Consider the following 25,294-nt stretch of genomic DNA (forward strand, 5'->3'; position numbering starts at 1 on the left):
GCCCAAGGTGGGCGGGAACTACATCGGGCCGACGCCGCCCGGGTTGGTCTGGAAGTCGAAGGCCGGCTCGCGGCGACGGCGCGGGTCGGGGGCGCCGGTTCCGCCGAAGTTGTAGGTGACGCCGATGAAGATGGCCCGCAGGTCCAGGTCGAGGGCGCGGCGGTCCTTCAGGGCCGGGGTGTCGATGACCAGCTTGTCGCCGAAGGTCTTCAGGGCGTCCTGCACCGTCACCACGCCCGAGACGCGGTCGTTGAACTTGTGGCGATAGCCCAGCAGCAGCATGCCGGTCGGCTCCTTGTAGCCCTGCGGCGTCAGGCGCTTGCCGGTGGCGAAGCCGCTGATCTGCAGGAAGTCCTTGGGCGTGGCCTGGACGTTCAGGGCCGCATAGCCGGAGACCGTCCAGGCCGAGCGCTTGTCGGGGAAGCCCAGATCGGTGGCGCCGATCTCGTTCCAGAAGGCGTTGCCGCTGATCGTGTACGAGATCTTGGGCGTCAGGCGGGCGTTGGCGACCAGCTCCAGGCCGCCGCTGCGGCTCTTGGCCAGGTTGGCCTTGGTGGTCAGCAGCACGCCGCCGCCGATGTCGCTGACGACGTCGGTGACGCCGTCGCGGGCCTCGCGGTAATAGACCGTGCCCTGGTAGTAGTTGTAGCCCTTGCGCAGCTGGTAGGCGACCTCGAACGAGTCCGTGGTCTGGGGCTTCAGGCGCGGGTCGCCCTGACGGTAGCTGTAGGGGTCCTGATAGATCCGGTACGGGTTCAGGTCCTGGGCCGTCGGGCGCTGGATGCGGCGGCTGTAGCTGGCGTTGATCTGGCGCGCATCGTCCAGCTTGTACTGCACGTGCAGCGACGGATAGGCGCGCAGGTAGTCGTAGCTGTCTTTCAGCTTCGAGGTGACCTGGTTGGTGTCGACCGTGACCTCTTCGATCCGCAGGCCCGGCATGATGGTCAGATCGCCGATCGGCCGGCTGACGGTGGCGTAGACCGCGTGGACGACTTGGTCATACTTGAACTGGTTGGTCAGGGCCGGATCGACGGCCAGAGCGCCGCCGGTCGGGCCGCGAGCGCCATAGTTGTCGTAGTCGTTGTCGTCGACTTGCAGCTCGTAGCCGGCGACCAGCTTGGCGCCGCCGGGCAGGGGGCGCTTGTACTCGGCCTTCAGGCGGCTCTGGACCAGTTCGTCGCCGATGCTGACGTGCTCGACATAGTTCGAGACGGCCGGCAGCTGGTTGAAGCCGTTCGCGTCCGTGACCTGGCGGTCGCGGGTGCGCTCGACGCTGGTGTGCAGGGTGAACTCGTGCTCGGCGCCGTCGAACTTGCGGCGCAGGTCGCCGGTCAGGCCGGCCACCGACTTCTTCATCTTGCCTTCGCTGAGGCGCTGGTAGCGGACATTGGGGACGCCATTGACGTCCTTGCCCTCGTACGACGAGCCGGCCTTGGAGTCGTAGGACGTGTCGGTGTAGCGGGCCTCGGCGCTGATGCGGGTCTGCTTGTCGAGGTCGTAGTCGACGCCGGCGCGGGCGTTGTGCGACTGGCCCTTGCTGTTGAAGCCGACCTTCTGGTGGCTGTCGGCGTAGCGGCCGGTGACGGGGTCCAGGCGCGAGCGGTCGTCCTCGATCGAGCCCTTGGCCTTGTCGCGGCGCCAGCCGGCGTCGGCCGACAGGGTCAGGGCCTTGGTGTTGCGGGCGAGGCTGATGCTGGCGTTCTTGCGGCCTTCGGTGCCCATGTTGGCGCGGACCGAGCCGGTCGTGCCGACGCCGCGCTGCTGCTTGGTGATCAGGTTGATGATCCCGGCCGAGCCTTCGGGGCTGAAGGCGGCCGACGGGTTGGTCATCACCTCGACGCGCTCGAACTGGCTGGCGGGGATCTGCTGCAGCACCTGGCCGCGGTTGTCGCCCTTGAACATCCCCGAAGGCTTGCCGTCGATCATGATGGTGACGTTGGGATCGCCGCGCAGGCTGACATTGCCCTGCACGTCGACCTGCACCGAGGGGACGTTGCGCAGCACGTCGGCGACCGAGCCGGTCGTGGCCTGCAGGTCCTTGCCCAGGCTGTAGCTGCGGCGGTCGATGGAGGTCTTGATGTCCTGGGCCGCGGGGGCGGTGATGGTCACGCCTTGGACCTGGGTGGACGGCTCCTTCTTGGCGGCGGGAGCAGGCGTCGTCGTCTGGGCGAAGGCGGCGGTGCTGATCGCGGCCAGGCCCGTGGCGGCCAGGAGGGCGGCGCGGCGGGTCGTGAAGGTCATGGAAGGTCTCCTCTGTTGCGAGGACCCTGCCGCAGCGACTCAAAGCGTTGCAGTGCCGGGCGTCAGGCCCGCGAGGTGACGTTTGTCATGTCGGCCTTCAGTTGGCCGGATCGACCGCGTCCAGGGTCTGCGCGCCGTCGCCGGCGTTGAACACCAGGGTGCGGGTCACGCCTAGGCGGCGGACGTTCACCTGGTTGACCTCGTCGCCATAGACATCGGCGAACATCGAGGCCTTCACGGCGACCTCGGCCCGGGCGTCGGCCGGCGCGATCTTGCCGGAATACTGGAAGCGGACGTCGTCGGCCCCCAGGGTCATGTCCTTCAGGGTCAGGCCGACCAGAGCGCCGTTCACGGCCACGGCGAAGTGCTCGCCCATATAGGTCTTCAAGGCGTCGATGGCCTCGGGATCGTCCAGGCTGGCCTGGGCGTCGGGGGCGATCACCGCCAGGGCCGGCTCGGCGTCGTGCGTCGGGATCCGGTGGCTGACGGTGACCGCGCCGGTCTTGGCGTCGATCTCCACGACGCTCAGCGCGCCGTGGCCGCGATGCGCGGCCGCCGGGAGCGGGGCGAGCACAAGGCCCGCCGCCGCGATCAGGGCAGCCGCGCGCACGATCACTTAGGACCTTCGTCCTTCTTGGGGTCCTCCGACGGCGAGGTGCCCAGGCCGCCCGGCTCGACCTTCACATTGGCGTCCTTCATGCGGTTGGGCTGGTCGGGGAACTTCTGCATCTTCAGCGTCGTGGGCGTGATGGCGCCGTCATAGACGTTGTTGCCACGATCGGCGTCGGCGGTCTCCCACAGCGGGTCGATCTCGGCGCCCTTCAGCTCCTTGCCCGTCACGTACTGCCACGTGACCTGCTTGGAGTTCTTGCGCCAGATCTCGGCCGGGATGCGGACCGTCTCGGTCGTGCCGTCGGTGAAGTCCATCTTCAGGATCACCGGCATCACCAGGCCGCCGATGTTGCGGAAGCTGAAGCGGTAGAAGTTGTCCTTCAGGTCCTGGGCGGCCTGTTCCTCGGGTGTTAGGTCCTCGCGGGCGGTCTTGGCCTTCTTGCGGGCGCTGTCGAACACCGTGAACTGGTCGTTCTGGTCGTAGAAGTCGCGGACCTTGGGATCACGCTCGGCGACCGTCTGGCCCTTGTTGTTGGCCGCGGTGCGCGATTCCGGCTCCTTGCCGTCCGCCGTCTTGCGCACGGCGGCTTCGGCGTCCGGGTCGCCGCTGTCGAGGCGGGCCTTGACGATCTTGTCCAGCGAGATGTCGACGTGGTCGGTCGAGTAGAACCAGCCGCGCCAGAACCAGTCGAGGTCGACGCCCGAGCTCTCTTCCATGGTGCGGAAGAAGTCGTACGGCGTCGGGTGCTTGAAGCGCCAGCGGTTGGCGTATTCCTTGAACGCGCGGTCGAAGAGCTCGCGGCCCATAACCGTCTCGCGCAGGATCACCAGGGCGGTGGCCGGCTTGGAATAGCCGTTCGGGCCGAACTGGATGACCGAGTCCGATTGGGTCATCAGCGGCACCTGGTCCTGGCTGACCATGTACTCGACGATGTCCTTGGGCTCGCCGCGACGCGACGGGAACTTCTTGTCCCACTGCACTTCGGCCTGGAACTCGAGGAAGCTGTTGAGGCCCTCGTCCATCCAGGTCCACTGGCGCTCGTCGGAATTGACGATCATCGGGAAGTAGTTGTGGCCGACCTCGTGGATGACCACGCCGATCAGGCCGTACTTGGCGCGCTCGGTATAGGTGAGGGCGCCGGTCTTCTTGTCCTTCACCGGCCGCGGGCCGTTGAAGCTGATCATCGGATATTCCATCCCGCCGACCGGGCCGTTGACCGACTGGGCCACCGGATAGGGGTAAGAGAAGGTGAAGTCCGAATAGACCTTCAGAGTGTGGGCGATCGACTTGGTCGAATAGGCGTCCCACAGCGGGCGCGCCTCCTTCGGGAAGAACGACATGGCCATGACCAGCGGGTGAGCGGCGTCGCTCTCCTGCTTCACGCCCAGGGCGTCCCAGACGAACTTGCGCGAGCTGGCCCAGCCGAAGTCTCGGACGTTGGTGGCCGAGAACACCCAGGTCTTCTCGGTCGTGGCCTTGCCCTTCTCGGCGGCGACGGCCTCCTCGGGGGTGACGACATAGACGGGCTCGGCGGCGGTGCGGGCCTTGGTCAGGCGGTCGCGCTGGGCGGCGCTGAGCACTGCGGCCGGGTTCTGCAGCACGCCCGTGGCCGAGACCACGTGGTCGGACGGCACGGTCAGGGCGACGCGGTAGTCGCCGAACTCCAGCGTGAACTCGCCCGAGCCGAGGAAGGCCTTGTTGTGCCAGCCCTCATAATCCGAATAGACGGCCAGGCGCGGGAACCACTGGGCGCCCTCGTAGATGCAGTTGCCGTCTTCGCCTTTGCCGGTGAAGCACTCATAGCCGCTGCGGCCGCCGACGACCTTGTTCTCGACCATCGGCAGCGACCACTCGATGGTCAGCTTGGTCTCGCCGCCATTGGCGCGGACGGCGGCCGGCAGGTCGACGCGCAGCAGGGTGTCGACGACGGTGAACTTCAGCGAACGGCCCGAGGCGTCCTTCACCGACTTGATGGTGAAGCCGCCTTCCCAGTCCTTGAAGCGCTGGATGCGGCGCACCTGGCCCAGGCTGATGGTGTCGCCCGAGACGGTCTCGGTCAGCTTGCTGATCGAGTCGCGCTTGTAGTCCTGGTCCAGCAACAGCCACAGATAGGGCAGGTTGTCGGGCGAATTGTTCTTGTAGGTGATCGTTTCCTTGCCGGTTAGCAGCTTGGTGTCTTCGTTCAGGTGAACGGCGACGTCGTAATCGACCTTCTGCTGCCAGTAGCGATAGCCCGGCGCGCCCGACGCGTTGCGATAGTCGGTCGGCGTCGGCCAGTCCTCGCCTTCCAGCTGGCGGAACTTGTCCTCGATCGGCGCCTTGGTCTGCTTGATGGCGTCGGCGTGAGCGACAGTGGAAGCGAGCGCGGCGGCGAGCACGCCGGCCACGACGTAGCGGATAGAACCCTTGGACATTCAGCCCCTCAGAACCCTGACAAAACCCCGCAGGGACCTTGGCAGGGCTCAGGTAAAAATCATCCCATTTTCGTACGTTTGTGTCAGAAATTTATCTTGACGCCCGCACGCACGGCACGGGGCTCGACGGGGTGGAAATGGACGTCGTCGACGCCGCCCGCGGGCTCGCCGGGCAGGCGCGAGGCGTAGGAATAGGCGATGTCGTCTTTCTTACTGTTGGTCAGGTTCAGGACCTCGACCATCAGGCTGGCCTTGCCGAAGTCCTGCACGAAGAGCGCATTGACCAGGCTTGTGGGCCGCGAGCGCACGGAATTGTCCTCGATCAGCGGCGCGCCGCCCAGGCGACGATAGGTCAGGGACAGGGTCGAGGCCGGGCCCAGTTTCCAGCTGGCGCCGCCGCTCAGCACCGAACTGACGGCGTTGGGGATGCGGTCGCCATTGGTGAAGCGGGCGTGGGTGCAGGCATAGGACGCGGTGATGTTCAACCGCGCGGTCGGCCGCCAGTCGGCCAGCAGCTCGACGCCCTTGCGGCGGGTCGCGCCGGCCGCTTCGGTGAAGCCGGCGTCGCCGACATAGACCAGCTCGGAATCGACATGCAGCGCCCAGGCCGCCGCCGTCAGGGTCAGGCCCTCGTGCTTCCAGCGCAGACCCAACTCAGCGCCGTCCGACGGCGACAGCAGCGGCGCGCGCTGGCTCGGATCGTCGCCCACCGCCCCGCGCGCGTCGTTGGAATGGAAGCCGCGCCCGGCGTCGGCATAGAGCTCGAAGGTCTTCGACACCCGCCAGGCCAGGGCCAGCTTGGGGCTGACTAGCAGGTCGCTGACATCGCCCGCGTTGCGCGGATCGCCGGCCTTCACATCCGCGCCCATGGCGTCGGCGCGCGCGCCGAAGGTGGCGTCCAGCTTGCCGAAGGACTTCGAGGCCTCGCCCCACAGCGCCGTCGACCATTCGGTCAGGGCGTCCTGGCGCACGGTCTCGCGGCGCACGCGGGCGGTGGTGCGGTAGAGGCCGACCTTGCCGATGTCGTCGACGCGGCCCGAGACGCCGGTGCGGGCGCTCCAGCCGTCGCCCAAGGTCCAGCGCTTGGTCAGCGAGCCGCCGTAAATCCAGCGCTGATCGGCCTGCTCGAACTGATCGCCATTGACGGGATCGTCGAGGAAGTAGGTGAAGTTCGAGAACAGATCGAGCTTGTAGCGCTGGACATAGACCACGCTGTCCAGGCCGCGCAGCAGGTCGCGGCGGCGGGCCGACAGGATGTAGCGCGAGGTGGTCCCGCCGTCGGTCTTGTCGATGGCATCGAGATAGCCCAGCGAGCCGTTCTCGACCGCGCGGCGCGGGATCTGGTCGGTGGCGTTCCAGTCGGCGTCATAGGCGATGGCGGTGATCGACCACCCGCCGACGATGGCGCGGCCCAGCAGGTTGATCTTCTTGAGGTCTTCCGGATTGGTCCACGCGCCGCGCGCGGTGGAGACATCGGCGGCGACCAGCACGTTCTGGCTCAGGGCCTTGGAGCCGACGACGCGGTAGTAGTCGTTCTCGCCGATCCAGGCCTGCAGGCCGTCGCCGTGCAGGTGGTCGGCGGTGTCAAAAGCCACCGCGCCGGCCGTGGCGAAGTCGCCGTTCTCGGCCGAGTAGGGGCCTTTCTTGAAGCCGATGTCGTGCACGAACTCCGGCGTCAGGACATTGAGGTCCAGATAGCCCTGGCCGTGCCCGTGGCTGGGCAGGTTGAGCGGGACGCCGTCCAGCGAGGCGGCCAAATCGGTGCCGTGGTCCAGGTTGAAGCCGCGCAGGAAGTACTGGTTGGCCTTGCCCGCGCCCGAGTGCTGGGTGGCGGCCAGGCCGGGAACGGCCTCGATCAGCTCGCCCGGACGCAGGAGCGGCCGCACGGCGAAGTCCGAATAGCTGATGCGGCCCTCGCTGGCCGAGGTGGCGCGGCCGAAGTCGTTGGCGCGGCGGCCCCAGACCGAGATCGCCTCGACCTCCTGGGCTTGGACCAGCGCCGGCGCCGAAGCGGCGGCCAGCAGGGCTATGAGCAAAGCGGAACGAACCATGCTCGGCTGTTAGGCGAATGGGGCGTTTTGGACAAGTTCGTGACGGTCCTCGACCGAAAGTTGCTTCGCCACACCAAGTTTTAACGGCGCCGTGGCATCGATGGCCGCCTGGAAGTCCAGGGGAGCGGGACGTTTTGAAACCTGCAGTGCTTCAACCGGCGGCCGAGATCGGCATCGACACGACGGGCCCGCAAGGCTTGGGCCGTATCGCGCTGATCGCCGGCTTCGTGGTCTATGCCGCCGCCGCGGGCGCGGCCTGGTGGCTGTCCCTGCGCCTGATCCCGGCCGAGCTGACCCTGACGATCCTGGGCAAGACCCTGCACACGGCGTCGGCCCATGACCACCTCAACAACATCTTCCTCGTCTTCCTGCTGCTGCCGACGGCGCTGTGGATCGAGTGCGTGGTGGTCGGCTGGCCGCAGAGCTCGCTGCGCCAACTGCTGTTCGCCCGCACCCCGTCGCTGAACACCGACCTGGCCGTCTTCATCCTGGGCCAGGGCCATGTGCTCGACATCGCCGGCCGCATCCTGATGCTGGGGGCCTCGATGGTCTCGGGCGCGTGGATCCACGAGGCGATCTTCGCCCACACGGGCGTGAACCTGGGCCCGCCGCCGCTGCCGTTCGTGCTGCAGCTGCCACTCTATTTCGCGATCTACAGCTTCTTCGACTACTGGACCCACCGGACGGACCACACGAAGTTCTTCTGGCCGCTGCACCGCTATCACCACTCGGCCGAGGACTTCGGCGTGGTGACCTCGGTGCGCCAGCACCCGGTGACCTTCACCGCCGTCTTCATCGTCAACTTCCCGCTGGCCGTGCTGGGCGCGCCGGCGGACGTGATGCTGTACGTCAACGTGCTGATCATCGCGATCGGCCTGATCGTCCACTCCAAGATCGACGCCGACTGGGGTTTCGTGGGCCGCTGGCTGATCCAGTCGCCCAACCATCACCGCGAGCACCACAAGCTGGACATGAGCCGCCCGACCGGCCACTTCGGCGTCGCGCCGATCTGGGACCGCCTGTTCGGCACCTGGTACCAGGACAAGCCGGACCCCAAGCTGGTGATCGGCGTCGACACGCCCTACAGCCACGGCTTCTTCGTGCCGCGCGACATGCTGCGCGACTACGTCCACTTCTGGATGGGCTGGTTCGGCGGTCGCAGCGACGGTCCGGAGTCCGACCTTAAGTGGCTGGGGCGGAAGCGCTAAACCATCGAACCCTCGCCGAAGCTGCGCGGTTCGGTCACGACTGACGGTTCCGCGATCGGCTTCGGACGCTTGGCCGGCTGGACAGTTTCCGCCAGGCGGGGCGACAGCTCCTCGGCCGCGAAGTCATCGACCGCGACCACGGCCGCCACCGCCTGATCGGCGGCGTTGAGGGCGGCGATCTCTTCAGGCGTCAGCAGGTTCCTGGCCAGGCCGTCCTTCCAATGGCGCACGCCCTGGTCTTTCAGCCGGTCGTGGATCGGCTGGGTGGCGACGACGCGTTCGAAGGCGTCGATCAGCTGGCCGATCGCCTCGTCCTTGCCGCCGACATAGACGCCCTCGACCAGGCGGTCGCGGGTCTCGGACGGATGCTGCAGCAGCTCGGCGCAGGCGCGGGTGACGTGGTCCGAGGGGCCGCGACGGGTCCCGAACGGCAGCACCGCCGCGCGCAGCAGCCAGCCGGCGAAGCGGTTGGGCAGGTTGGCGAACACCTCGTCCAGGCGCTGCTCGATCGTGGCGAAGGCCGTCTCGGCGCACCATTGCAGCAGCGGGAAGTCGGCGTCCGGGCGGCCGTCGTCCTCCCAACGCTTCAGGGCGCCGGACAGGAAGTACATCTCCGACAGGATGTCGCCGAGGCGCGCCGACAGCATCTCCTTGCGCTTCAGCTCGCCGCCCAGAGTCAACAGGGCGATGTCCGAGGTCAGGGCGAAGGCGGCGCTATAGCGGCCGAGCTTGCGGTAGAAGCGCGCGGCGCGGCCGGTGTCCGGCGCGGGCGACAGGGCCCCATCGGTCCAGGCGCGGGCCGTGGCGCGCAGGCCGTTGCGCAGGGCGTGGACGACGTGCTTCCAGAAGGTCTCGTCGAACGCGGCCAGGCCCTTGGCCTCGTCCGCGTCGCCCAGGGCCAGGATCTCTTGCAGCATGTACGGGTGCGCGCGGATCGCGCCCTGGCCGAACACCATCAGGCTGCGGGTCAGGATGTTGGCGCCCTCGACCGTGATGCCGACCGGCAGGGCGCGGTACTGGCTGCCCATGTAGTTGCGCGGGCCTTCCATGATCGCCTTGCCGCCGTGGACGTCCATGGCGTCGTTGACGGTGATGCGCATCCGCTCGGTCGCGCCGGACTTCATCATCGCCGAGATCACCGACGGATGCTTGCCGAGGTCCAGGCCGGCGCAGGTCAGTCGCCGTGCGCCGTCGACTAGGTAGGCGTTGCCGGCGATGCGGGCCAGGCGCTCCTGCACGCCCTCGAACTTGCCGATCGGGATGCCGAACTGCTGGCGCACGCGGGCATAGGCCCCGGTGGTCAGGGCGCTATAGGCCGCCGCCGCGCCGGACATGGCGGGCAGGGAGATGCCGCGCCCGGCCGCTAGGGCCGTCATCAGCATCTTCCAGCCCTGACCGGCGCGCTCGACGCCGCCGATGATCAGGTCCAGCGGGATGAAGACGTCCTCGCCCCAGTTGGGACCGTTCTGGAAGGTCTGGAAGGCGGGCAGGTGACGGCGGCCGATGCGGACCCCGGGAGTGTCGGTCGGCACCAGGGCGCAGGTGATGCCGATGTCTTCCTCGCCACCCAGCAGGCCGTCGGGGTCACGTAGTTTGAAGGCCAGGCCCAGCACGGTGCAGACGGGGCCCAGGGTGATGTAGCGCTTGTGCCAGTTCAGGCGCACGCCCAGGACGTTCTCGCCCTTCCAGGTTCCGCGCGTGACCACGCCTTCGTCAACCATGGCGCCGGCGTCCGAGCCGGCTTCGGGGCTGGTGAGGCCAAAGGCGGGGACCTCGCGGCCGTCGGCCAGGCGCGGCAGCCAGTAGTCCTGCTGTTCCTTGGTCCCGAACCGCACCAGCAGCTCACCCGGGCCGAGCGAGTTGGGCACCATCGCCGTCACCGCCGCCGAGGTCGAGCGGGTGGCGATCTTGCGGACGATCTCGGCGTGGCCGAAGGCCGAGAAGCCCAGGCCCCCGAACGCTTTCGGGATGATCATGCCGAAGAACTTCTCGCGCTTCAGGAAGTCCCAGACCTCGGGCGGCAGGTCGCGCGTCTCCCAGGTCATCTTCCAGTCGTCGAGCATGGCGCAGAGAGCGTTCACCGGCCCGTCGAAGAAGGCCTGCTCCTCGGGGCTCAAGGTCGGCTTGGGATAGGAGAGCAGCTCGTTCCAGTCCGGATCGCCGGTGAACAGGCTCGCGTCCCACCAGGTGTCGCCGGCCTCGATCGCGTCGCGCTCGGTTTCCGACAGGGCGGGCAGCACGCCCTTGGCCCACTGGTAGATCGGGCGGGTGAGGGTGTCCCGACGGAAGGAAGAGCTGATCATGACGCGGCCTCGCTACTACGCGAGGCATCAACGCCGAGCGGGCGGTGAGGCTCCGAGGAAACGTCGCTTTAGGCGGCCGCCGCCACGCGTCCGGTCATGATCGCGGCGGCGACGGTGCGCAGCAGGTTGGCGGGGTCCAGCGGCTTGCCCACCATGCCGTCGAACACCGCCGGGTCGATGTCGGGATCGACGCTGGCCGAGCAGGCGATGATCGGCGTGGCGCGGTTGGGACCGCGCCCTTCGCGGATACGGCGGGCGGCCGTCGCGCCGTCCAGCACCGGCATCCGCAGGTCCATCAGGATGAGGTCGAACGACTGGGTCTCGGCGGCGGCGATCGCCGCCATGCCGTCGCAGGCCTCGGTGATCTGCGCCGAGAGACCGCGAAGCACCATTGAGACGAGATCGCGGTTGGCTGAGTTGTCATCGACCACCAGCACGTGGCAGCCGTTGTTCTGGCCTGTGAGCGGCCTGACGACGGTTGGAGCCTCGGCCACGGCGGGCAGCTCGAACCAGAAGCACGAGCCTTCGCCCAGCGTGCTCTCGACGCCGATCGTCCCGCCCATGGCCTCGACCAGGCCCTTGCAGATCGCCAGGCCCAGACCCGTGCCGCCGTGGCGGCGGGTCGAAGAGCCGTCGACCTGCGAAAAACGCTTGAACAGCGCCTCCAGCCGTTCGGGCGGGATGCCGGCTCCGGTGTCGCGGACGGCCAGGCGCAGGCGGTCGTTCACATGCGAGACCTCGACCACGACCTCGCCCTGGTCGGTGAACTTCACCGCGTTGCCGATCAGGTTCAGCAGGATTTGGCGCACGCGGTCCTGGGCCAGGGTCACGCTGGCGGGCAGGGCGGAGAGGCCCTCGACCCGCAGCGCCAGGCCCTTCTCGCCGGCCTGCAGGCTGAAGATGTCGGCCGTCTCGCTGATCAGCGGGGCAGGGGCGCAGGGCGCGGCAACGATCTCGACCTGGCCGGCTTCCAGCTTGGAGAAGTCGAGGATGTCGTTGACCGTCGACAGCAGCGCCTTGCCGGCGCTGGACACCCGCTCGACGAAGCCGCGCGTCGCCGGGGTCAGCTCCGGCTGCTGGGCGATCAGCTGAGAGAAGCCCAGCACCGCGGTCAGCGGCGTGCGCAGCTCGTGGCTCATGTTCGACAGGAACTCGGCCTTCACATGGGCGGCGGCCTCGGCCTCGGCGCGGGCGGTCTCCAGCGCCGCCTCCATCGCCTTGCGCGAGGTGATGTCGCGGACGACGTCCTGGATGCCGGTCATGGCCCCGGTCTCGTCGAAGAACAGGGTCGGCTGGCCTTCCAGCCAGATCCACTGGCCGTCGCGGCGGCGGCCTCGGTACTGCAAAGGCTCGGCCTGAGCGCCGGGACCGGCGGCGATCAGGTCGCGGAAATAGGCCAGGACGCCGGGGACGTCGTCCGGATGGGTCAGGTCGATGACCCGCTTGCCCAGCAGTTCCTCGGGCTTGAAGCCCAGCATGACCTTGCTGGCGGGCGACATGAAGGTGATCGTCCCCTTGGCGTCGAGGCGCGAGATCATGTCCGAGGCGTTGTCGGCCATCAGGCGATACCGGGTCTCGCTGTCGGCCAGGGCGTCGTCGGCCGCCTTGCGGTCGGTGATGTCGCGGATGACGTCGGTCACGGCGCTGGGCTCGCCGGTGATGGGGTCGTAGGCCTGCTTGGGGCGAGCCTCGACCCAGCGCACCGCGCCGTCCTTGCGCAGGATGCGATATTCGATTGTCCAGCCGGTCGGGCCTTGCAGCGCTGTGCGGAAGATCTCGGCCACGCGGGCGCGATCCTCGGGATGGATGAATTCGATGGCCAGCCGGCCGACGGCTTCGCTCGGGGCGTAGCCCGAGATCGCCCGCACAGCTGGCGAGACATAGGTGAAGCGCCCGTCCGGACCCATGCGGGTCACCAGGTCGTTGGCGTTCTCGGTCAGCATCCGATAGCGGTCGCTGGTCCGCTCGACCGCGCGCAGGGCGTTGGAATAGTCGGTGACATCCTGCAACAGGCCGAACAGGGCCGAGACCTCGCCGCGCTCATCCAGCTCACACAGGCCGCGCGCCATGACGTCGCGCGCCTCGCCGTCCGGGCGGATCAGCTGGACCCGCAGGTCGAAGCCGCCCTTCTGGGCGATGGCGGCGGCGATGCCCTGCTCCAGCACCGCCCGGTGCTCGGCCGAATAGTGGTTGAGCGAGGTCTCCACCGTCGGGGTGTAGCTGTCACGGCTGAGGCCGAAGATGTTGAAGGTCTGGTCCGACCAGGTCAGGTGGTTGGTGGCGACCTCGATGCGCCAGTGGCCGACCTGGGCCACGGTCTCGGCCAGCTCCAGCAGGCGCTGCTTCTCGGCGGTCTCGCGGTGGGCCTTGGCCAGTTCGAACTCGTCGACGACGATGCGGGCCAGCAGCTTCAGGCGCTGCAGCTCGTCCTCGGACGGACGGGCGCGCGGCTTGTCGTCGATCACGCACAGCGTGCCGAGGTTGTGGCCGTCCTTCGTGGTCAGGGTCGCGCCGGCGTAGAAGCGGATGTCGGGCGCGCCGGTCACCAGCGGGTTGGCGGCGAAGCGCGGGTCCAGGGTCGCGTCCTCGACGACCAGGACCGTCTCTGGACCCTGGGCGATGGCGTGGGCGCAGAAGGCGTCGCTGCGGGGTGTCGAGAGGGCGTCGAGGCCAACCCTGGCCTTGAACCACTGGCGCTCCTCGTCGACCAGCGAGACCAGGGAGATCGGGGTGTGGAACAGGTTGCCGGCCAGGTCGGCCAGGCGGTCGATGGCCGCGTCGGCTGGGGTGTCCAGGACCTTGTAGGCCTTCAGGGCGGCTAGGCGCTGGGCTTCACGAAGGTCCATGGGGGCGAGACGCGGCTCCTACTCGAACGATGGCCCGATCGTACGAGGCGGCGGCGCCGAACGTCGTTAAAGGCGAGCGCGGCCGATTGGCGCAGTCGGCGAACGCTGGTTGCCCTTGAGGTGACGTTTGTCATGTCGGCCCGGTGACGGCCGGCACTGATGGACCGCCTCGGGCGGCGGCATGGTGGCTTCACAACGAGGGAGCAACCCATGTCACCCAGAACTTCCGAACCGGTCGCGATGCTGCGCCAGACGGTCAAGCGCCGCGGCGCGACCCTGGCCCTCAACGGCCTGGACCTCGACATCCGTCCCGGCCAGTGCGTGGCCCTGCTGGGCCCGAACGGGGCCGGCAAGAGCACGAGCGTCGCCCTGCTGACCGGCCGCTTGCGCCCCGACGCCGGGACCGCCAGCCTGTTCGGCGGCGATCCGCGCGATATCGCCAATCGCGGCCGTATGGGCGTGATGCTGCAGGAGGCCGGCCTGCCGCGCACCCTGACCGTCCGCGAGCAGGTCGACCTGTTCCGGGGCTACTATCGCAAGCCCCGTCCGCTGGACGAGATCATCCGCCTGGCCGGTCTCGAAGGCCTGGAGCGTCGCCGCTGCGGGGCCCTGTCCGGCGGCCAGCAGCGCCGCGTGCAGTTCGCCTTGGCCATCGCCGGCCGCCCGGATTTCCTGGTCCTGGACGAGCCGACCACCGGCATGGACATCGACGCCCGCCGCGCCCTGTGGACCGCCGTCCGGGCCGAGATCGCTCGGGGTTGCGCGGTTCTGCTGACCACCCACCACCTGGATGAGGCCGAGTCCCTGGCCGACCGCATCGTTGTCATCGACCACGGCCAGGTCATCGCCGACGGCTCGCCTGAAGCGATCAAGAGCCGGGTCTCCGGCGTCGCCATCCGCTGCCGCACGCGCCTGTCGGACGCCGAGCTGTCGGGCCTGGCCCGCGTCACCGGCGTCAGCCGCGATGGCGGCAAGGTCACGCTGCTGACCACGTCCGCGCCGGCCACCCTGCGTGAGCTGCTGGCTCGGGACGAAACCGTCGATGACCTGACCGTCGCCGGCGCCTCGCTGGAGGACGCCGTCACCCGTCTCGTGCAGGCCGGTGCGCCTGCCTCTAACCGCCAAGCCGAGGTCGCCTGAGATGCACACCCTGCTCGTCTACATCCGTGAAGCCCGCGCCCAGATCGTCTCCACCTGGCGCACCCCGCAATTCATCATCCCCAGCGTGGTCCTGCCGCTGCTGTTCTACGGGGTGATGGGCCTTGGTCTCAGCAAGGGGCACGAGGAGATCGCCCACATGATGCTGGCCAACTATGTGATCTTCGCCGCCATCGCTCCGGCCATGTTCGGCTTCGGCGCCGCCGTCGCCGCCGAGCGCGAGGCCAAGCTGATCGAACTGAAGCAGATCGCCCCGCTGCCGGCCGGTGGCTACTTGGCCGGCCGCCTGATCGCCGCGCTGGTGCTGGTCGGGGTCTCCATCGCCCTGCTCGGCGTCCTGGCCTACTTTGGCGGCGTGAAGATGGTCCCGTGGCGCTGGGCCGCGACGCTGGGGCTGGGCCTGGCCTCGGCCATCCCGTTCGCCCTGATCGGTCTAAACGTCGGCCTGCGCTTCGGCTCGCAAGGCGCGACGGCGGTGGCGAATGTCCTCTTCCTGGGCTTCTGCCTGTTCGGCGGCCTGTGGGCGCCGCTCAGCATCATGCCGGCCTGGGTGGGCAAGGTCGCCGACTTCATGCCCTCGTACCATCTTGGCCAGCTGTCGCAGATGCTGTCGGGCATGCAGCCGATGGCCAGCGTGCCGCACCACCTGTCGGTGCTGGGCGCCATCAGCATCGCGGCCATGATCGGCGCGGCGACGGCGTGGCGTAGGCAAGCGGCTTGACCGTGACGAGCCTCCCGCGCGACATCGCCGCCATGGATCAGGCGACACCCAGCAAAGAAAAGGCCCCGGCCAACGTCGAGGCCAACTTCCGGCGCAACGGCAGCCTGATCTTCCTCTCCTACCTGCCGTTCTATTTCGTGGCCTGGTTCAACCACCGGCCCGGCACGCTGGAAGTGGTCGCGGCGATCGCTGGCCTCCTGGTCTTCATCGGCCTGTTCTGGGCGATCTGGCGCAAGCGCGGCCGGCCGGTGCTGTGGCAGGTGTTGGCGATCTACGGCATCGGCCTGGCGCTCTCGCCGTTCAACGCCGGCTGGAGCGTCTACACGATCTACGCCATGTCGTTCGCCTCGCGCCTACCGTCGCGGCGGCTGTCGATCCGGGTGATGATCGCCCTGGAGATCGCGTTGCTGGTGATCGGTCTGACCTTCTACCGCCACGTCTGGCCGATCTGGGCCTCGGGCCTGATCTTTGGCGGCATCACCGGCTTCGCCACGCTGATGCAGATGGATGTTGAGCGGAAGAACCAGGAACTGGCCGTCGCTCACGAGGAGGTTCGGGCTCTCGCCACCACGGCCGAGCGCGAGCGGATCTCCCGCGACCTGCACGACCTTCTGGGCCACACCCTGACCCTGGTCGCCGTGAAGGCCGAGCTGGCCGCCCGCCTGGTCAGCCGCGACGCCGAGGCCGCCGAGCGCGAGATGCAGGCTGTCGCCGCCGCGGCTCGCGAGGCGCTCTCTGAGGTCCGCACCGCGGTGGTTGGCATGAAGGGCGCCTCCCTGGCGTTCGAGATCGACAAGGCTCGCCAGGCTCTAGCCGCCGCCGATATCCGGGCCGAGATCTCGGCCCTGACCACCGACGGCCATCCCGCCCAGGAAGCCGTGCTGGCCATGGCCCTGCGTGAAGGCGTGACCAATGTCATCCGCCACGCCGGCGCCAGGCATTGCGACATCAAGCTGGAGCCCAGCGCCAAGGCCCTGGTCCTGACCATCGCCGACGACGGGCCGGGCAGCGGCAAGCTGGTCGAGGGCTCGGGCCTGAAGGGCATGCGCGCGCGCCTGGCCGCCATCGGCGGGGCGCTGGACATCAAATCCGACAAGGCCGGGACGCGTTTGACCGCGACCGCGCCGCTGGAGATCTAGATCGTGATCCGCGTCGTCATCGCCGAAGACCAGAAGATGGTGCTGGGCGCGCTCAGCGCCTTGCTCGAGATGGAGGGCGACATCCAGGTCGTCGGCCGCGCGCCAGATGGCGCTGTCGCGCTGGAACTGGTGAAATCGGAAAAGCCCGATGTGTTGATCTCCGACATCGAGATGCCCAGCCTGACCGGCATCGACGTCGCCGCCCGGCTGAAGGCCGAGGGCGCGGCGACCCGAGTGCTGATCGTCACCACCTTCGGCCGGCCGGGCTATCTGCGCCGGGCCATGGAGGCGGGGGTGAAGGGCTATCTGCTGAAGGATGGTCCCAGCAGCGTGCTGGCCGCCGCCGTCCGCACCGTCGCCGCCGGCGGCCGGGCCATCGCGCCGGAGCTGTCGGAGGCGGTCTGGGACGCCGAGCCCGACCCGCTGACCGACCGCGAGCGCGAGATCCTGCGCCTGGCCGAGGAGGGGCGCTCGAACAAGGACATCGCCGACGTGCTGGACCTCTCGCCCGGTACGGTCCGCAACTACCTGTCGGAAGCGGCCCAGAAGCTGGGCGCGGCCAACCGAGTCGAGGCGGGCCGCATCGCGCGCTCGAACGGCTGGCTCTAGGCGGTTACGGGCTCGGGCGCGGGCGAACGGGTCGCGCGCCAAAGGACCAGGCCGATGACGCCCAGGGTCAGCTCGCGCAGGCGGCGCAGCAGCGAAAGCGCCAGCGCCTGGTCGGGCGTCAGGCCCAGCGCGCCGCCCAGCAGCAGGTAGCCGCCTTCCTGCACGCCCAAGGCGCCAGGTATGGCGAAGCCGACGACCTTGGCCGTCTGGGCCAGGCCCTCGACGATCAGGGCCTGCAGCAGGGTGGGGTTGAGGCCCAGGGCCCACATCGAGACATAGGTTTCGAACGCCCCGGCGATCCAGGCGGCCATGTGCCAGGCCCAGGAGGCGAACAGGTTGTTGCGCTGGCGGCCGATGTCCCCGAAGGCCTCGCCCAGCTTGCCGATCCGGCCGGCGGCGGCGGTCCAGCGCTGAGAGAATTGACCAAGGCGCCGATGCAGGCCGGCTCGGTGAGCGAGATAGGCGGCCGCGACGATCGCCGCGACGATGCCGACCAGGGCCAGGCCCGCCTGCGCCAAGCGCGGGTCGTGCAGCGTGACCATGGCCACGATCAGGCTGGCCAGGACGAACAGTACTAGGCCCACCGTGCCGGCCAGAACGTCGACGACGCAGCTGGCCGTCGCTTCCGCCAAGGTCAGGCCGTTGCGGACCGATAGCTTGGCGCGCACGACATCGCCGCCGACCTGGGCGACGGGGAGGAGGGCGTTGACCGCCTCCTTGATCAGGCGGACGCGGAACAGGAACGAGAGAGGCGGACGGCGATCGGGCGGCAGCAGGACTTGCCAGCCGACGGTGGCGAGGAAGGTGACGGGCAGGTGGGCGGCTATGACGATCACCGCCTGCCAGCCGACCTGGGCCAGGATCTCTCGCACCGCGCCGACGCCGTGCGTGGCCAACAGGATCGCCAGCAAAGCGACCCCGATGGTCAGCAGCCAGCCCCGCCAAGGCGAAGGCTTGCCCTGCGTCTCTTCCCCCGTGTCCGTGGTCATGCGGCCGAGCGGGCTCGTTGCTCGGACGTGACGCCCAGTTCGCGATAGACGGCCAGCACCTCGGCGCAGATGGCGTTCCAGTCGTAGCGGGCGCTGGACTGGCGGGCGGCCCGGCCCAGGCGCACGCGGCGCAGGGGCTCGGAGATCAGGCTCTGGATCGCGACGGCATAGCTCTCAGCGTCGGCGCTGGCGGTCAGCACCCCGTCCTGGCCGTCGGCGATCAGGGCGCTGGTGCTGGGCGCGCGCGGGCAGACCACGGCCAGGCCCGCGGCCATGCCTTCCAGGCTGGCGTTGCCGAAGGCTTCCGTCAGGCTGGGGTTGAAGAGAATGTCGGCGCTGGACACCGCGCGGCCCAGGTCCGCAGCGTCGAGATGGCCGGTCAGGATCGCCTCGGGCAAGCGCTCTTCCACGAAGGCGCGGGCCGGGCCCTCGCCGATAATCAGGGGACGGATCGGTTGGCCGCGCAGAGCGACCAGGGTCTCGGTCAGGACGTCCAGGCCCTTCTCCATGACCAGACGGCCGAGGAAGGCGACGACGATCTCGTTGTCGTCGATGCCCTGCGACCGGCGCCAGTCCATGTCGCGCTTGGTCGGCGAGAAGCGCTCGCGGTCGACGCCGCGACCCCAGACGCGGACACGCTCGCCCAGGCCTTGCTCGCGCAGCAGGTCGGCGATCGGGGCGTTGGGGGCCAGCACGCGGTCGCAGCCGCGATAGAATTTATCGAGGTAACGCTCGGCGCTCGGGCGCAGCCAGTCGAGGCCGTAGTAGGAGAGATAGGTCTCGAACCGGGTGTGCAGGCTGGCGACGACAGGGAGGCCGTTACGACGGCCCCACTTGCCGGCCTGATTGCCCAGCAGGTCAGGGGCGGAGAGGTGAACGGCGGTCGGGCGGAACTCGGCCAGATCGGCGCGCAGGGCACGGTTCAGGCCAAGCGCCAAGCGGTACTCGCCGCGACCGGGGATCGCCACCGACGGGGCGGACACCAGTTCGCCGGCCGGCTCGAAGGCCGGGGTGTCGGTGGTGGGGGAGTAGACCCGCACTTCGGCGCCCTGGCTGATCAGATAGGCGGAGAGGCGATTGAGAGCCTGGTTCGAGCCGTCGCGGGTGTAATTGTAGTTCCCGGAAAACAGCGCCAGGCGCAGTCCTTCGGCGGGGTTTTCTTCTGCGGGATGATGAAAGGTTCTTTCCGCGAGCAGCACGACGCCTCCGTTGGTTACGTCTCCGAGGCCCCCGCCCTTCCGAGTATGACAATGGCCATATGGTGGAATGGTTCAGTTTCCGGAAGAGGTGGGGGGCGTCCTTTTCCGTGCACGGCCGGTTTGGTGTAGCGCCAGGGTTACACCCCTCCGGGGCGTGTCTCTGGGAGCGCGCTCGACGAAAAACGCCGATGGGGGCTTGCGCCGCGACGTCATGACCGGTTTCTGGCGGTCCGCGCGGACTTGCCGTCGGGCTGGTTCGTGCTCAGTTATGCGCGCGTGGCCGCCAGGTTCGCGGACCACCGATTCCTACAGGGGCGAAGCGCCCCGAATTCCAGCGAGATTTCGAAACGTCATGCAGCCGGTCAAGACCCTCATCCTCAGCGCCGGTCAGGGCAAGCGCCTCTCGCCCCTAACCGACGACCGGCCCAAGTGCCTGGTCGAGCTGGCCGGCCGCACGGTCCTGGAGTGGCAGCTGCGCCACCTGGCCCAGGCGGGCGTCACCGAGGCGGTGGTCGTCACCGGCTTCCGCGCCGACCTGGTCGAGGCCGAGGTCGCGCGCCTGGAACTGCCGGGCCTGAGCGTGCGCACGCTCTACAACCCGTTCTACAGCGTGACCGACAACCTCGCGACCTGCTGGCTGGCGCGCGAGGAGATGCGCGGCGGGCCGTTCATGATCCTCAACGGCGACACCCTGTTCGAGCCGGCCATCGCCGAGCGCCTGATCAGCGCCCCGGCCGGCCCGATCACCGTGACGGTCGATCGCAAGGACGACGGCGTCTACGACAGCGACGACATGAAGGTGCTGACGGAAGGCGACAGCCTGCGCGCCATCGGCAAGACCATCACCGAATACGACGCGGAGTCGATCGGCTTCCTGCGCTTCGACGCCGAGGGCTCGGCCCTGTTCATCGAGACGCTGGAAAAGATCATGCGCACGCCGGAAGGCCTGAAGCGCTGGTACCTCAGCGTCATCAACGAGATCGCCCAGGCCCACGACGTGGTCCGCGTGCGCTCGATCCAGGGCCTGGAGTGGGCCGAGATGGACTTCCCGGAAGACCTGATCGGCAACCGCGCCCTGACGGCGAAGTGGGCCGAGCAGGAAGCCGTTTCGGCTTAAGGCCTCAGGTGGTAGGCGAGGTCTCGCCCACCAGTTCGCGCACCAAGTCGAGATCCGACGGCTTGTCGACATCGACGGCCGCCAGGCCGTCGTGCGCCCGCGTGGCGGCGGCCTTGACCTTGGCCAGCTTGCCCAGCTTCAGCACGGCTTGGTCCAGGGTCAGCCAGTTCAGCAGGTAGCGGATCAGGAACGACGGTCCCAGCATGGCGGCGATCTTCCAGGGCTGCTTGCGCAGCGCTTCGACCTTGCGCCAGGTCTCGACGACGTTCAGCGCCGTCTCGTTGCGCAACAGGAAGATGTTGCAGCCGGAATAGCGGCCGTCCTGGAAGCGCAGATACGTCCGCTTGGTCTGCGGGGCGGCGGCGTGGACCTTCTCTTCCGAGGCCAGCATCACCGCGACGTCGGCCCATTCGGGCGTGTCGGCCAGGAACTGGGTGATCCATTCGGGCTTGAGCAGGGCGTGGTCGACCGTGGTCACCACCAGCGGGAAGCCCAGCGTGCGCGCGGCGTTCTCGACGCTCTGGCTGGGACCCGAGGCGGTGGGCAGAATGACGACGCCGGCATCGGCCAGGCGGGTCTTGATCGCCTCGTCATTGGCCGCGACGCCGATGGTCTCGGGCCCGGCGGCGCGGACGGCGTCCAGCACCCGGTCCAGCAGCGTCCGGCCTTCCAGGGTGATCAGCGCCTTGTGGCTGACGCCCGCATAGGCGGCGGCCGGATCGGTCTCGCCGCCGCGGGAGCCGGCCAGGATCAGGACCTTGAAGGGAGTCCCAAGACCGGCGCTCACAGCGCCTTCTCGTAGACGCGGTAGGTCTTGTAGTGCGTGCCGCCGACGTTCTCGGCGATGTGGGTCATGGCCTTGTTGGCCTCCAGCACCCACGAGATCTCGTAGCGATTATAGCCCAGGCTCATCGCCATATCGCGGCTGGCCTTCATCATCCAGAACGGCAGCATGCGGCCGCGCTGGGAGGTCTGGAACTTCTTCTTCACGCCCATCAGCGGGATCCGGGCCGACTTCACGCCCTTGACCTTCAGGCGCCACAGCAGCTTGGCCCAGCCGAACGGCAGCAGCTTGCCGCTCAGGTCGGCGATCGCCTCGTTGATGTTGGGCAGGAAGACCACGACACCGGCGGCCTCGCCGTCGATTTCCGCGAACCAGATCAGGCGCTTGTCGATCACCTGCTTCAGCGCCTTGCCCAGCTGGGCGGTCTCGGCCTCGGTGGTGGCGGTGAAGCCCCAATTGTCGGACCAAGCGTCGTTGAGGATTTCCGTCAGCGTGACGACTTCCTGGTCGTAACGCTTCATGTCCAGCTGGCGCAGGACCACGCCGGCGGGCAGGCCGCGCTTGACGCGGCGCTGGGCGATCTCAGGGATGTCGCCGGTCTCGTCGGCGCGATAGGCGAACAGGTCCTGGGCCTTGACGTAGCCCTGCTGCTCGACGCGCTTGCCGGCATAGACCGGGTCGTGGCCCATCAGGATCATCGGCGGGGTGTCGAAGCCCTCGACCAGCAGGCCGACCTCTTCGTTGATCGACAGGTTGAACGGGCCGACCACGTGGGTGCGGCCCCGGGCGCGCAACCAGTCCTCGGCGGCGCGGAACAGCACCTGGAACACCGCCGCGTCATCCTCGGCGGCGATCATGCCGAAGTGGCCGTCCAGGCGGCCCGGCGTCGGCTGCGGGGTCAGTTGGTCGATCTGGGCGCTGATCCGGCCCACGTCGCGGCCGCCGCGCGTGGCCAGGAACAGCTGGACCTCGGCGTGGGCGAAAAACGGGTTGGTCTTCGGGGTCAGGGCCTCGGTGCGTTCCATGAACAGCGGCGTGATCCAGTTGGGATCCTTGGCGTTCAGGCGGGCGGGCAGGGCGATGAAGCGTTGCAGCTCTTTCGCGGTCTTGACCGGAATGACCGTGAGGTCGGCGTTCGCGGAGTCGAAAGGCATCACCCCTCCAGGGCCAGGAATGTGCGGATGGCGAGGGCGCCAAAGATCGCGGGGGCGGCCCAGACGGCCAGGAACGGGGACACGGCGCCGGACTCGCCCAGGGCGGTCAGCATGCCGTTGGCCACCAGGAAGAAGAGGCCAGCTCCCAGGCCGGCGGTCAGCAGGACAGCGCCTTGGCCGCTGCGGAAATTGGCCAGGGCGACGGGGGCGCTAAGCAGCAGCATGACCAAGGCCACGAACGGACCGGCGAAGGCCGCGTGGAAGTGGGTGCGGTAGAAGCTTTCCGGCCTGTCGGAGCCGCCGTTCTCCAGCGCTCGTTGGGCCGAGGCCGCGGTGGGCACGGCGTCGTCGCCGAACAGGCTCTGGACGTCCCGGGGCCGCAGGGCGGCGGGCCAGTTGGTCGAGGCCGCGGTCGAGGCCTGGGCCAGGTCGCCAGCGAAGCGGGTGGTCTTGGGCTGTTCCAGCGTCCAGCTGTGGTTGGCGTAGACGGCCTTGGTCGCCTCGACCTTCTCGACCAGGATGCCTTTGGGATCGCGGCGGAAGATGGTGACGTTGGCGATCTGGCGGCCGTCGGCGCTGGCGCTGGCCCCAATCACAAGGTCGGCGCCGGAGCGGAAGGTGCGGGGCGGGACGACCTTGCGCTCGGCGACGGGGGTCGTGTTCTTCCACCAGTCGGCCAGGGCCGGGTCGGCGCGCGGGGCCAGGTACTGGCCGCACAGGGCGTCCAGTAGCATCACGAAGATGGCGGCCGGCATGGCCATGCCGATGATCCGATAGCCCGAGACACCGGTGGCGCGCATGGCGACGATGGCGCTCTCGCGGGCCAGTTGCGAGAAAGCGAACAGGCCGCCGGCCAGGACGGCGATCGGTGCGATCTGCTCGAACAGGCGCGGCAGGCGCATGTAGGCGTAGTACGCCACGCCGCCCATGCCGAGGCCCCGGTCGAGGATGTCGTTGGTCACGTCCAGCAGGTCCAGGATCTGCAGGATGGACATCAGGATCAGCGCCGCGCCGAGGATGCGGGTCGCGACGGTCTTCAGGACGTAGAGCTGCAGTCTCATGCGGCTTGTCGCTTCTTCGGCAGGGGCAGGGCGTGGATCACGCGGGTGACCAGCTTGTTGATGCGGCGCACGGTGCGCGACACCGGCGTGTCGCCCGGCCGGGTGCGGCTGCCCATGAACAGCCAGACGCCTAGCCCCGCGAAGATCGCGAAAGGAACCCAGACGGCCGGGAGGGTGGGCAGCTTGCCGGACGAGGCCATGCTCTGGCCCAGCAGCAGCGAGTGCTGGAAGGCCAGCAGCAGGATGCCGGCCATGACCAGGCCCGGCGCGCGGTTGCCGCGCTTGGAGGCCAGGCCCAGCGGGAAGGCCAGCATGGGGAGGAACGGCAGGAACGCGGCGCGAGCCAGGCGGCCGTAGAACTCGGCCATCAGCGTGGCCTTGGACACCACCGGATTGGGCGAGTGGGCCTGGCGGTAGAGCTCGCCCATGGTCAGTTCGCGCTCGTCGCCGCCGCGCGCGCGCAGCAGCACGGCCGCGGCGGAGAGCGGCGTCTGGGTGGTCAGGCTGCTGAAGGCCAGATTGCGATAGGCGCCGGCCGAGTCATGGCCGATCCGCCGGCCGCTCTTCAGATCCATGGTGATGGTCTTGCCGCCCGGATCTATCTTCAGGTCGGCCGTGGAGGCGGTGATGATCTCTTCCTGGCCGTGGCTATCCAGGCGGCGGATGAACACCCGCGTCAGGCGCTGGCCGGCCAGGTCGGCGCTGTCGGCGGTCATCAGCGAGCCCTTGTCGTCGATGAAGGCCCCACCCGCCAGCCTCCCGTTCCAGCCGGCGTTGATCGCCGCGTGCATGACCGCGCGATAGGCGTAGCGGCTGTAGGGCTGCATGTAGCCGAACACGCCCAGGCTGAAGATGCTGAGGAACAAGCCCACGGCCAGGAACGGGGCGGCGATGCGCTCCAGCGACTGGCCGCTGGCCAGCAGGGCGTCGATCTCCGAGCCGTCCGACAGCTTGGTGATGACGATGAACAGGGCGACGAAGAAGGCCACCGGCAGGGCCAGGCCCAGATAGTGCGGGATCAGGTTGGCGGCCAGTTGGGCGACGTAGCCGAAGCGAGCGCTGCTCTGCGACAGGGCGTCCAGCAGGCGCAGGACGCGCTCCAGCAGCAGGGCCACGACCGTGACGCCCAGGCATCCGACCAGCGGCCAGAACAACAGGCGCAGCAGGTAGCGGTCGACGAGCCGCACCGGGCCGGTGGTCATGTCCTTGGCGCTCACGCCCAGGCCTCGGCGAAGCGTTGCGTCAAGCGCTCGAGGCTCTCGGGCGACAGCTCCACGGCCGTTCCCAAGGCCGGGGCGGCGGGCCAGCCGGCGTCGGGGAAGAGGATACCCTCGTTCTCGCGCGCGCCCGCATAGCGAGGCAGCACGTGGAAATGGACGTCTTTGTCGACCATCATCAGCATCAGATAGTTGATCTTCTCGTAGTCGACTTGCGCCTTCAGCAGGCGTTCAATGCCGGCCACGGCGACCTGCAGGTCGGCGAAGGCGGCGGGACTCACCTCGGAGAACGCCTGGACCGCTTCCTTGCACACCAGGACCAAAGACCCAAATGTCGGTTGCTTCGGACGGACCAGAATCAGCCAGTGATCGGTCTCCGCGATCTTGGAGGCCGGGTAGCCGAACGCCAGCGCTGTGGGATTGGTCATGAGAAAGCCGGAACTTCAGGCTGATATCGCCTGCGGGTAACA

The 25,294-nt window shown here is 68.6% G+C and carries 19 protein-coding genes; 6 read left to right on the forward strand and 13 right to left on the reverse strand.

The features are described from left to right. Positions 1-18: 18 nt before the first annotated feature. The 4 genes from AC07NI_RS02840 to AC07NI_RS02855 form a co-directional block, all read right to left on the reverse strand. The gene (locus AC07NI_RS02840; protein WP_494616005.1) at positions 19-2,241 is read right to left on the reverse strand and encodes a TonB-dependent receptor domain-containing protein; all 2,223 of its coding nucleotides are present in this window, start codon (positions 2,239-2,241) and stop codon (positions 19-21) included. A gap of 97 nt (positions 2,242-2,338) precedes the next feature. Then, entirely contained in the window at positions 2,339-2,857 is a 519-nt protein-coding gene (locus AC07NI_RS02845; protein WP_494616008.1) for a DUF6702 family protein, read from the reverse strand. Then, positions 2,854-5,268 carry a M1 family metallopeptidase gene (locus tag AC07NI_RS02850; RefSeq protein ID WP_494616011.1) on the reverse strand — a complete coding sequence of 805 codons (2,415 nt, stop codon included), beginning with the start codon at positions 5,266-5,268 and terminating at the stop codon, positions 2,854-2,856. The genes AC07NI_RS02845 and AC07NI_RS02850 overlap by 4 nt, the downstream gene beginning before the upstream one ends. A gap of 83 nt (positions 5,269-5,351) precedes the next feature. After that, entirely contained in the window at positions 5,352-7,319 is a 1,968-nt protein-coding gene (locus tag AC07NI_RS02855) for a TonB-dependent receptor (protein ID WP_494616015.1), read from the reverse strand. Positions 7,320-7,465: 146 nt separating this feature from the next. On the opposite strand from AC07NI_RS02855, the gene AC07NI_RS02860 reads away from it, so the two are divergent. Continuing rightward, a complete protein-coding gene (locus AC07NI_RS02860) occupies positions 7,466-8,527 on the forward strand; it encodes a sterol desaturase family protein (RefSeq protein ID WP_494616018.1) in 1,062 nt (353 codons plus the stop codon). Here AC07NI_RS02860 and AC07NI_RS02865 read toward each other — a convergent pair. Both AC07NI_RS02865 and AC07NI_RS02870 read right to left on the reverse strand, forming a co-directional pair. Beyond that, positions 8,524-10,830, reverse strand: coding sequence for an acyl-CoA dehydrogenase (locus AC07NI_RS02865; protein ID WP_494616020.1), 2,307 nt, complete (start codon positions 10,828-10,830; stop codon positions 8,524-8,526). The two genes, AC07NI_RS02860 and AC07NI_RS02865, sit on opposite strands and share 4 nt — an antisense overlap. A gap of 68 nt (positions 10,831-10,898) precedes the next feature. Beyond that, complete coding sequence (locus tag AC07NI_RS02870) at positions 10,899-13,676, reverse strand: PAS domain S-box protein (RefSeq protein WP_494616022.1); 2,778 nt, start codon at positions 13,674-13,676, stop codon at positions 10,899-10,901. A 159-nt stretch (positions 13,677-13,835) separates the two neighbouring features. Between AC07NI_RS02870 and AC07NI_RS02875 the strand changes: the two genes are divergently transcribed. Genes AC07NI_RS02875 through AC07NI_RS02890 form a run of 4 tightly spaced genes read left to right on the forward strand, consistent with a single transcriptional unit; the run spans position 13,836 to position 17,303 of the window. Next, on the forward strand, positions 13,836-14,816 hold the full coding sequence (locus AC07NI_RS02875; RefSeq protein WP_494616025.1) for an ABC transporter ATP-binding protein: 981 nt from the start codon (positions 13,836-13,838) through the stop codon (positions 14,814-14,816). A 1-nt stretch (position 14,817) separates the two neighbouring features. Next, positions 14,818-15,555, forward strand: coding sequence for an ABC transporter permease (locus tag AC07NI_RS02880; protein WP_494616030.1), 738 nt, complete (start codon positions 14,818-14,820; stop codon positions 15,553-15,555). Between the two features lie 2 nt (positions 15,556-15,557). Next, on the forward strand, positions 15,558-16,694 hold the full coding sequence (locus AC07NI_RS02885; RefSeq protein ID WP_494616032.1) for a sensor histidine kinase: 1,137 nt from the start codon (positions 15,558-15,560) through the stop codon (positions 16,692-16,694). 3 nt (positions 16,695-16,697) lie between these two features. Continuing rightward, the gene (locus AC07NI_RS02890) at positions 16,698-17,303 is read left to right on the forward strand and encodes a response regulator transcription factor (protein WP_494616035.1); all 606 of its coding nucleotides are present in this window, start codon (positions 16,698-16,700) and stop codon (positions 17,301-17,303) included. Here AC07NI_RS02890 and AC07NI_RS02895 read toward each other — a convergent pair. Together AC07NI_RS02895 and AC07NI_RS02900 are read right to left on the reverse strand one after the other, a co-directional pair. Continuing rightward, a complete protein-coding gene (locus AC07NI_RS02895; protein ID WP_494616037.1) occupies positions 17,300-18,292 on the reverse strand; it encodes a flippase-like domain-containing protein in 993 nt (330 codons plus the stop codon). The genes AC07NI_RS02890 and AC07NI_RS02895 overlap by 4 nt on opposite strands. Further along, entirely contained in the window at positions 18,289-19,491 is a 1,203-nt protein-coding gene (locus AC07NI_RS02900; protein ID WP_494616040.1) for a glycosyltransferase family 4 protein, read from the reverse strand. Before AC07NI_RS02900 ends, AC07NI_RS02895 begins: the two co-directional genes overlap by 4 nt. Before the next feature lie 352 nt (positions 19,492-19,843). On the opposite strand from AC07NI_RS02900, the gene AC07NI_RS02905 reads away from it, so the two are divergent. Further along, a complete protein-coding gene (locus AC07NI_RS02905; protein WP_494616042.1) occupies positions 19,844-20,608 on the forward strand; it encodes a phosphocholine cytidylyltransferase family protein in 765 nt (254 codons plus the stop codon). A gap of 4 nt (positions 20,609-20,612) precedes the next feature. On the opposite strand, the gene AC07NI_RS02910 is transcribed toward AC07NI_RS02905, so the two are convergent. Genes AC07NI_RS02910 through AC07NI_RS02930 form a run of 5 tightly spaced genes read right to left on the reverse strand, consistent with a single transcriptional unit; the run spans position 20,613 to position 25,252 of the window. Beyond that, positions 20,613-21,488, reverse strand: a complete 876-nt coding sequence (locus AC07NI_RS02910; RefSeq protein WP_494616046.1) for a nucleotidyltransferase family protein — start codon at positions 21,486-21,488, stop codon at positions 20,613-20,615. Beyond that, positions 21,392-22,546 carry a ceramide synthase gene (bcerS, locus tag AC07NI_RS02915; RefSeq protein ID WP_494616051.1) on the reverse strand — a complete coding sequence of 385 codons (1,155 nt, stop codon included), beginning with the start codon at positions 22,544-22,546 and terminating at the stop codon, positions 21,392-21,394. The genes AC07NI_RS02910 and bcerS overlap by 97 nt, the downstream gene beginning before the upstream one ends. After that, complete coding sequence (locus AC07NI_RS02920; protein WP_494616053.1) at positions 22,546-23,607, reverse strand: LptF/LptG family permease; 1,062 nt, start codon at positions 23,605-23,607, stop codon at positions 22,546-22,548. The genes bcerS and AC07NI_RS02920 overlap by 1 nt, the downstream gene beginning before the upstream one ends. Then, the gene (locus AC07NI_RS02925) at positions 23,604-24,824 is read right to left on the reverse strand and encodes an LptF/LptG family permease (protein WP_494616057.1); all 1,221 of its coding nucleotides are present in this window, start codon (positions 24,822-24,824) and stop codon (positions 23,604-23,606) included. The genes AC07NI_RS02920 and AC07NI_RS02925 overlap by 4 nt, the downstream gene beginning before the upstream one ends. Next, on the reverse strand, positions 24,821-25,252 hold the full coding sequence (locus AC07NI_RS02930) for an HIT family protein (protein ID WP_494616060.1): 432 nt from the start codon (positions 25,250-25,252) through the stop codon (positions 24,821-24,823). Before AC07NI_RS02930 ends, AC07NI_RS02925 begins: the two co-directional genes overlap by 4 nt. Positions 25,253-25,294 lie beyond the last annotated feature (42 nt).

The sequence above is a fragment of the Caulobacter sp. GW821-FHT10E02 genome (assembly GCF_059415225.1).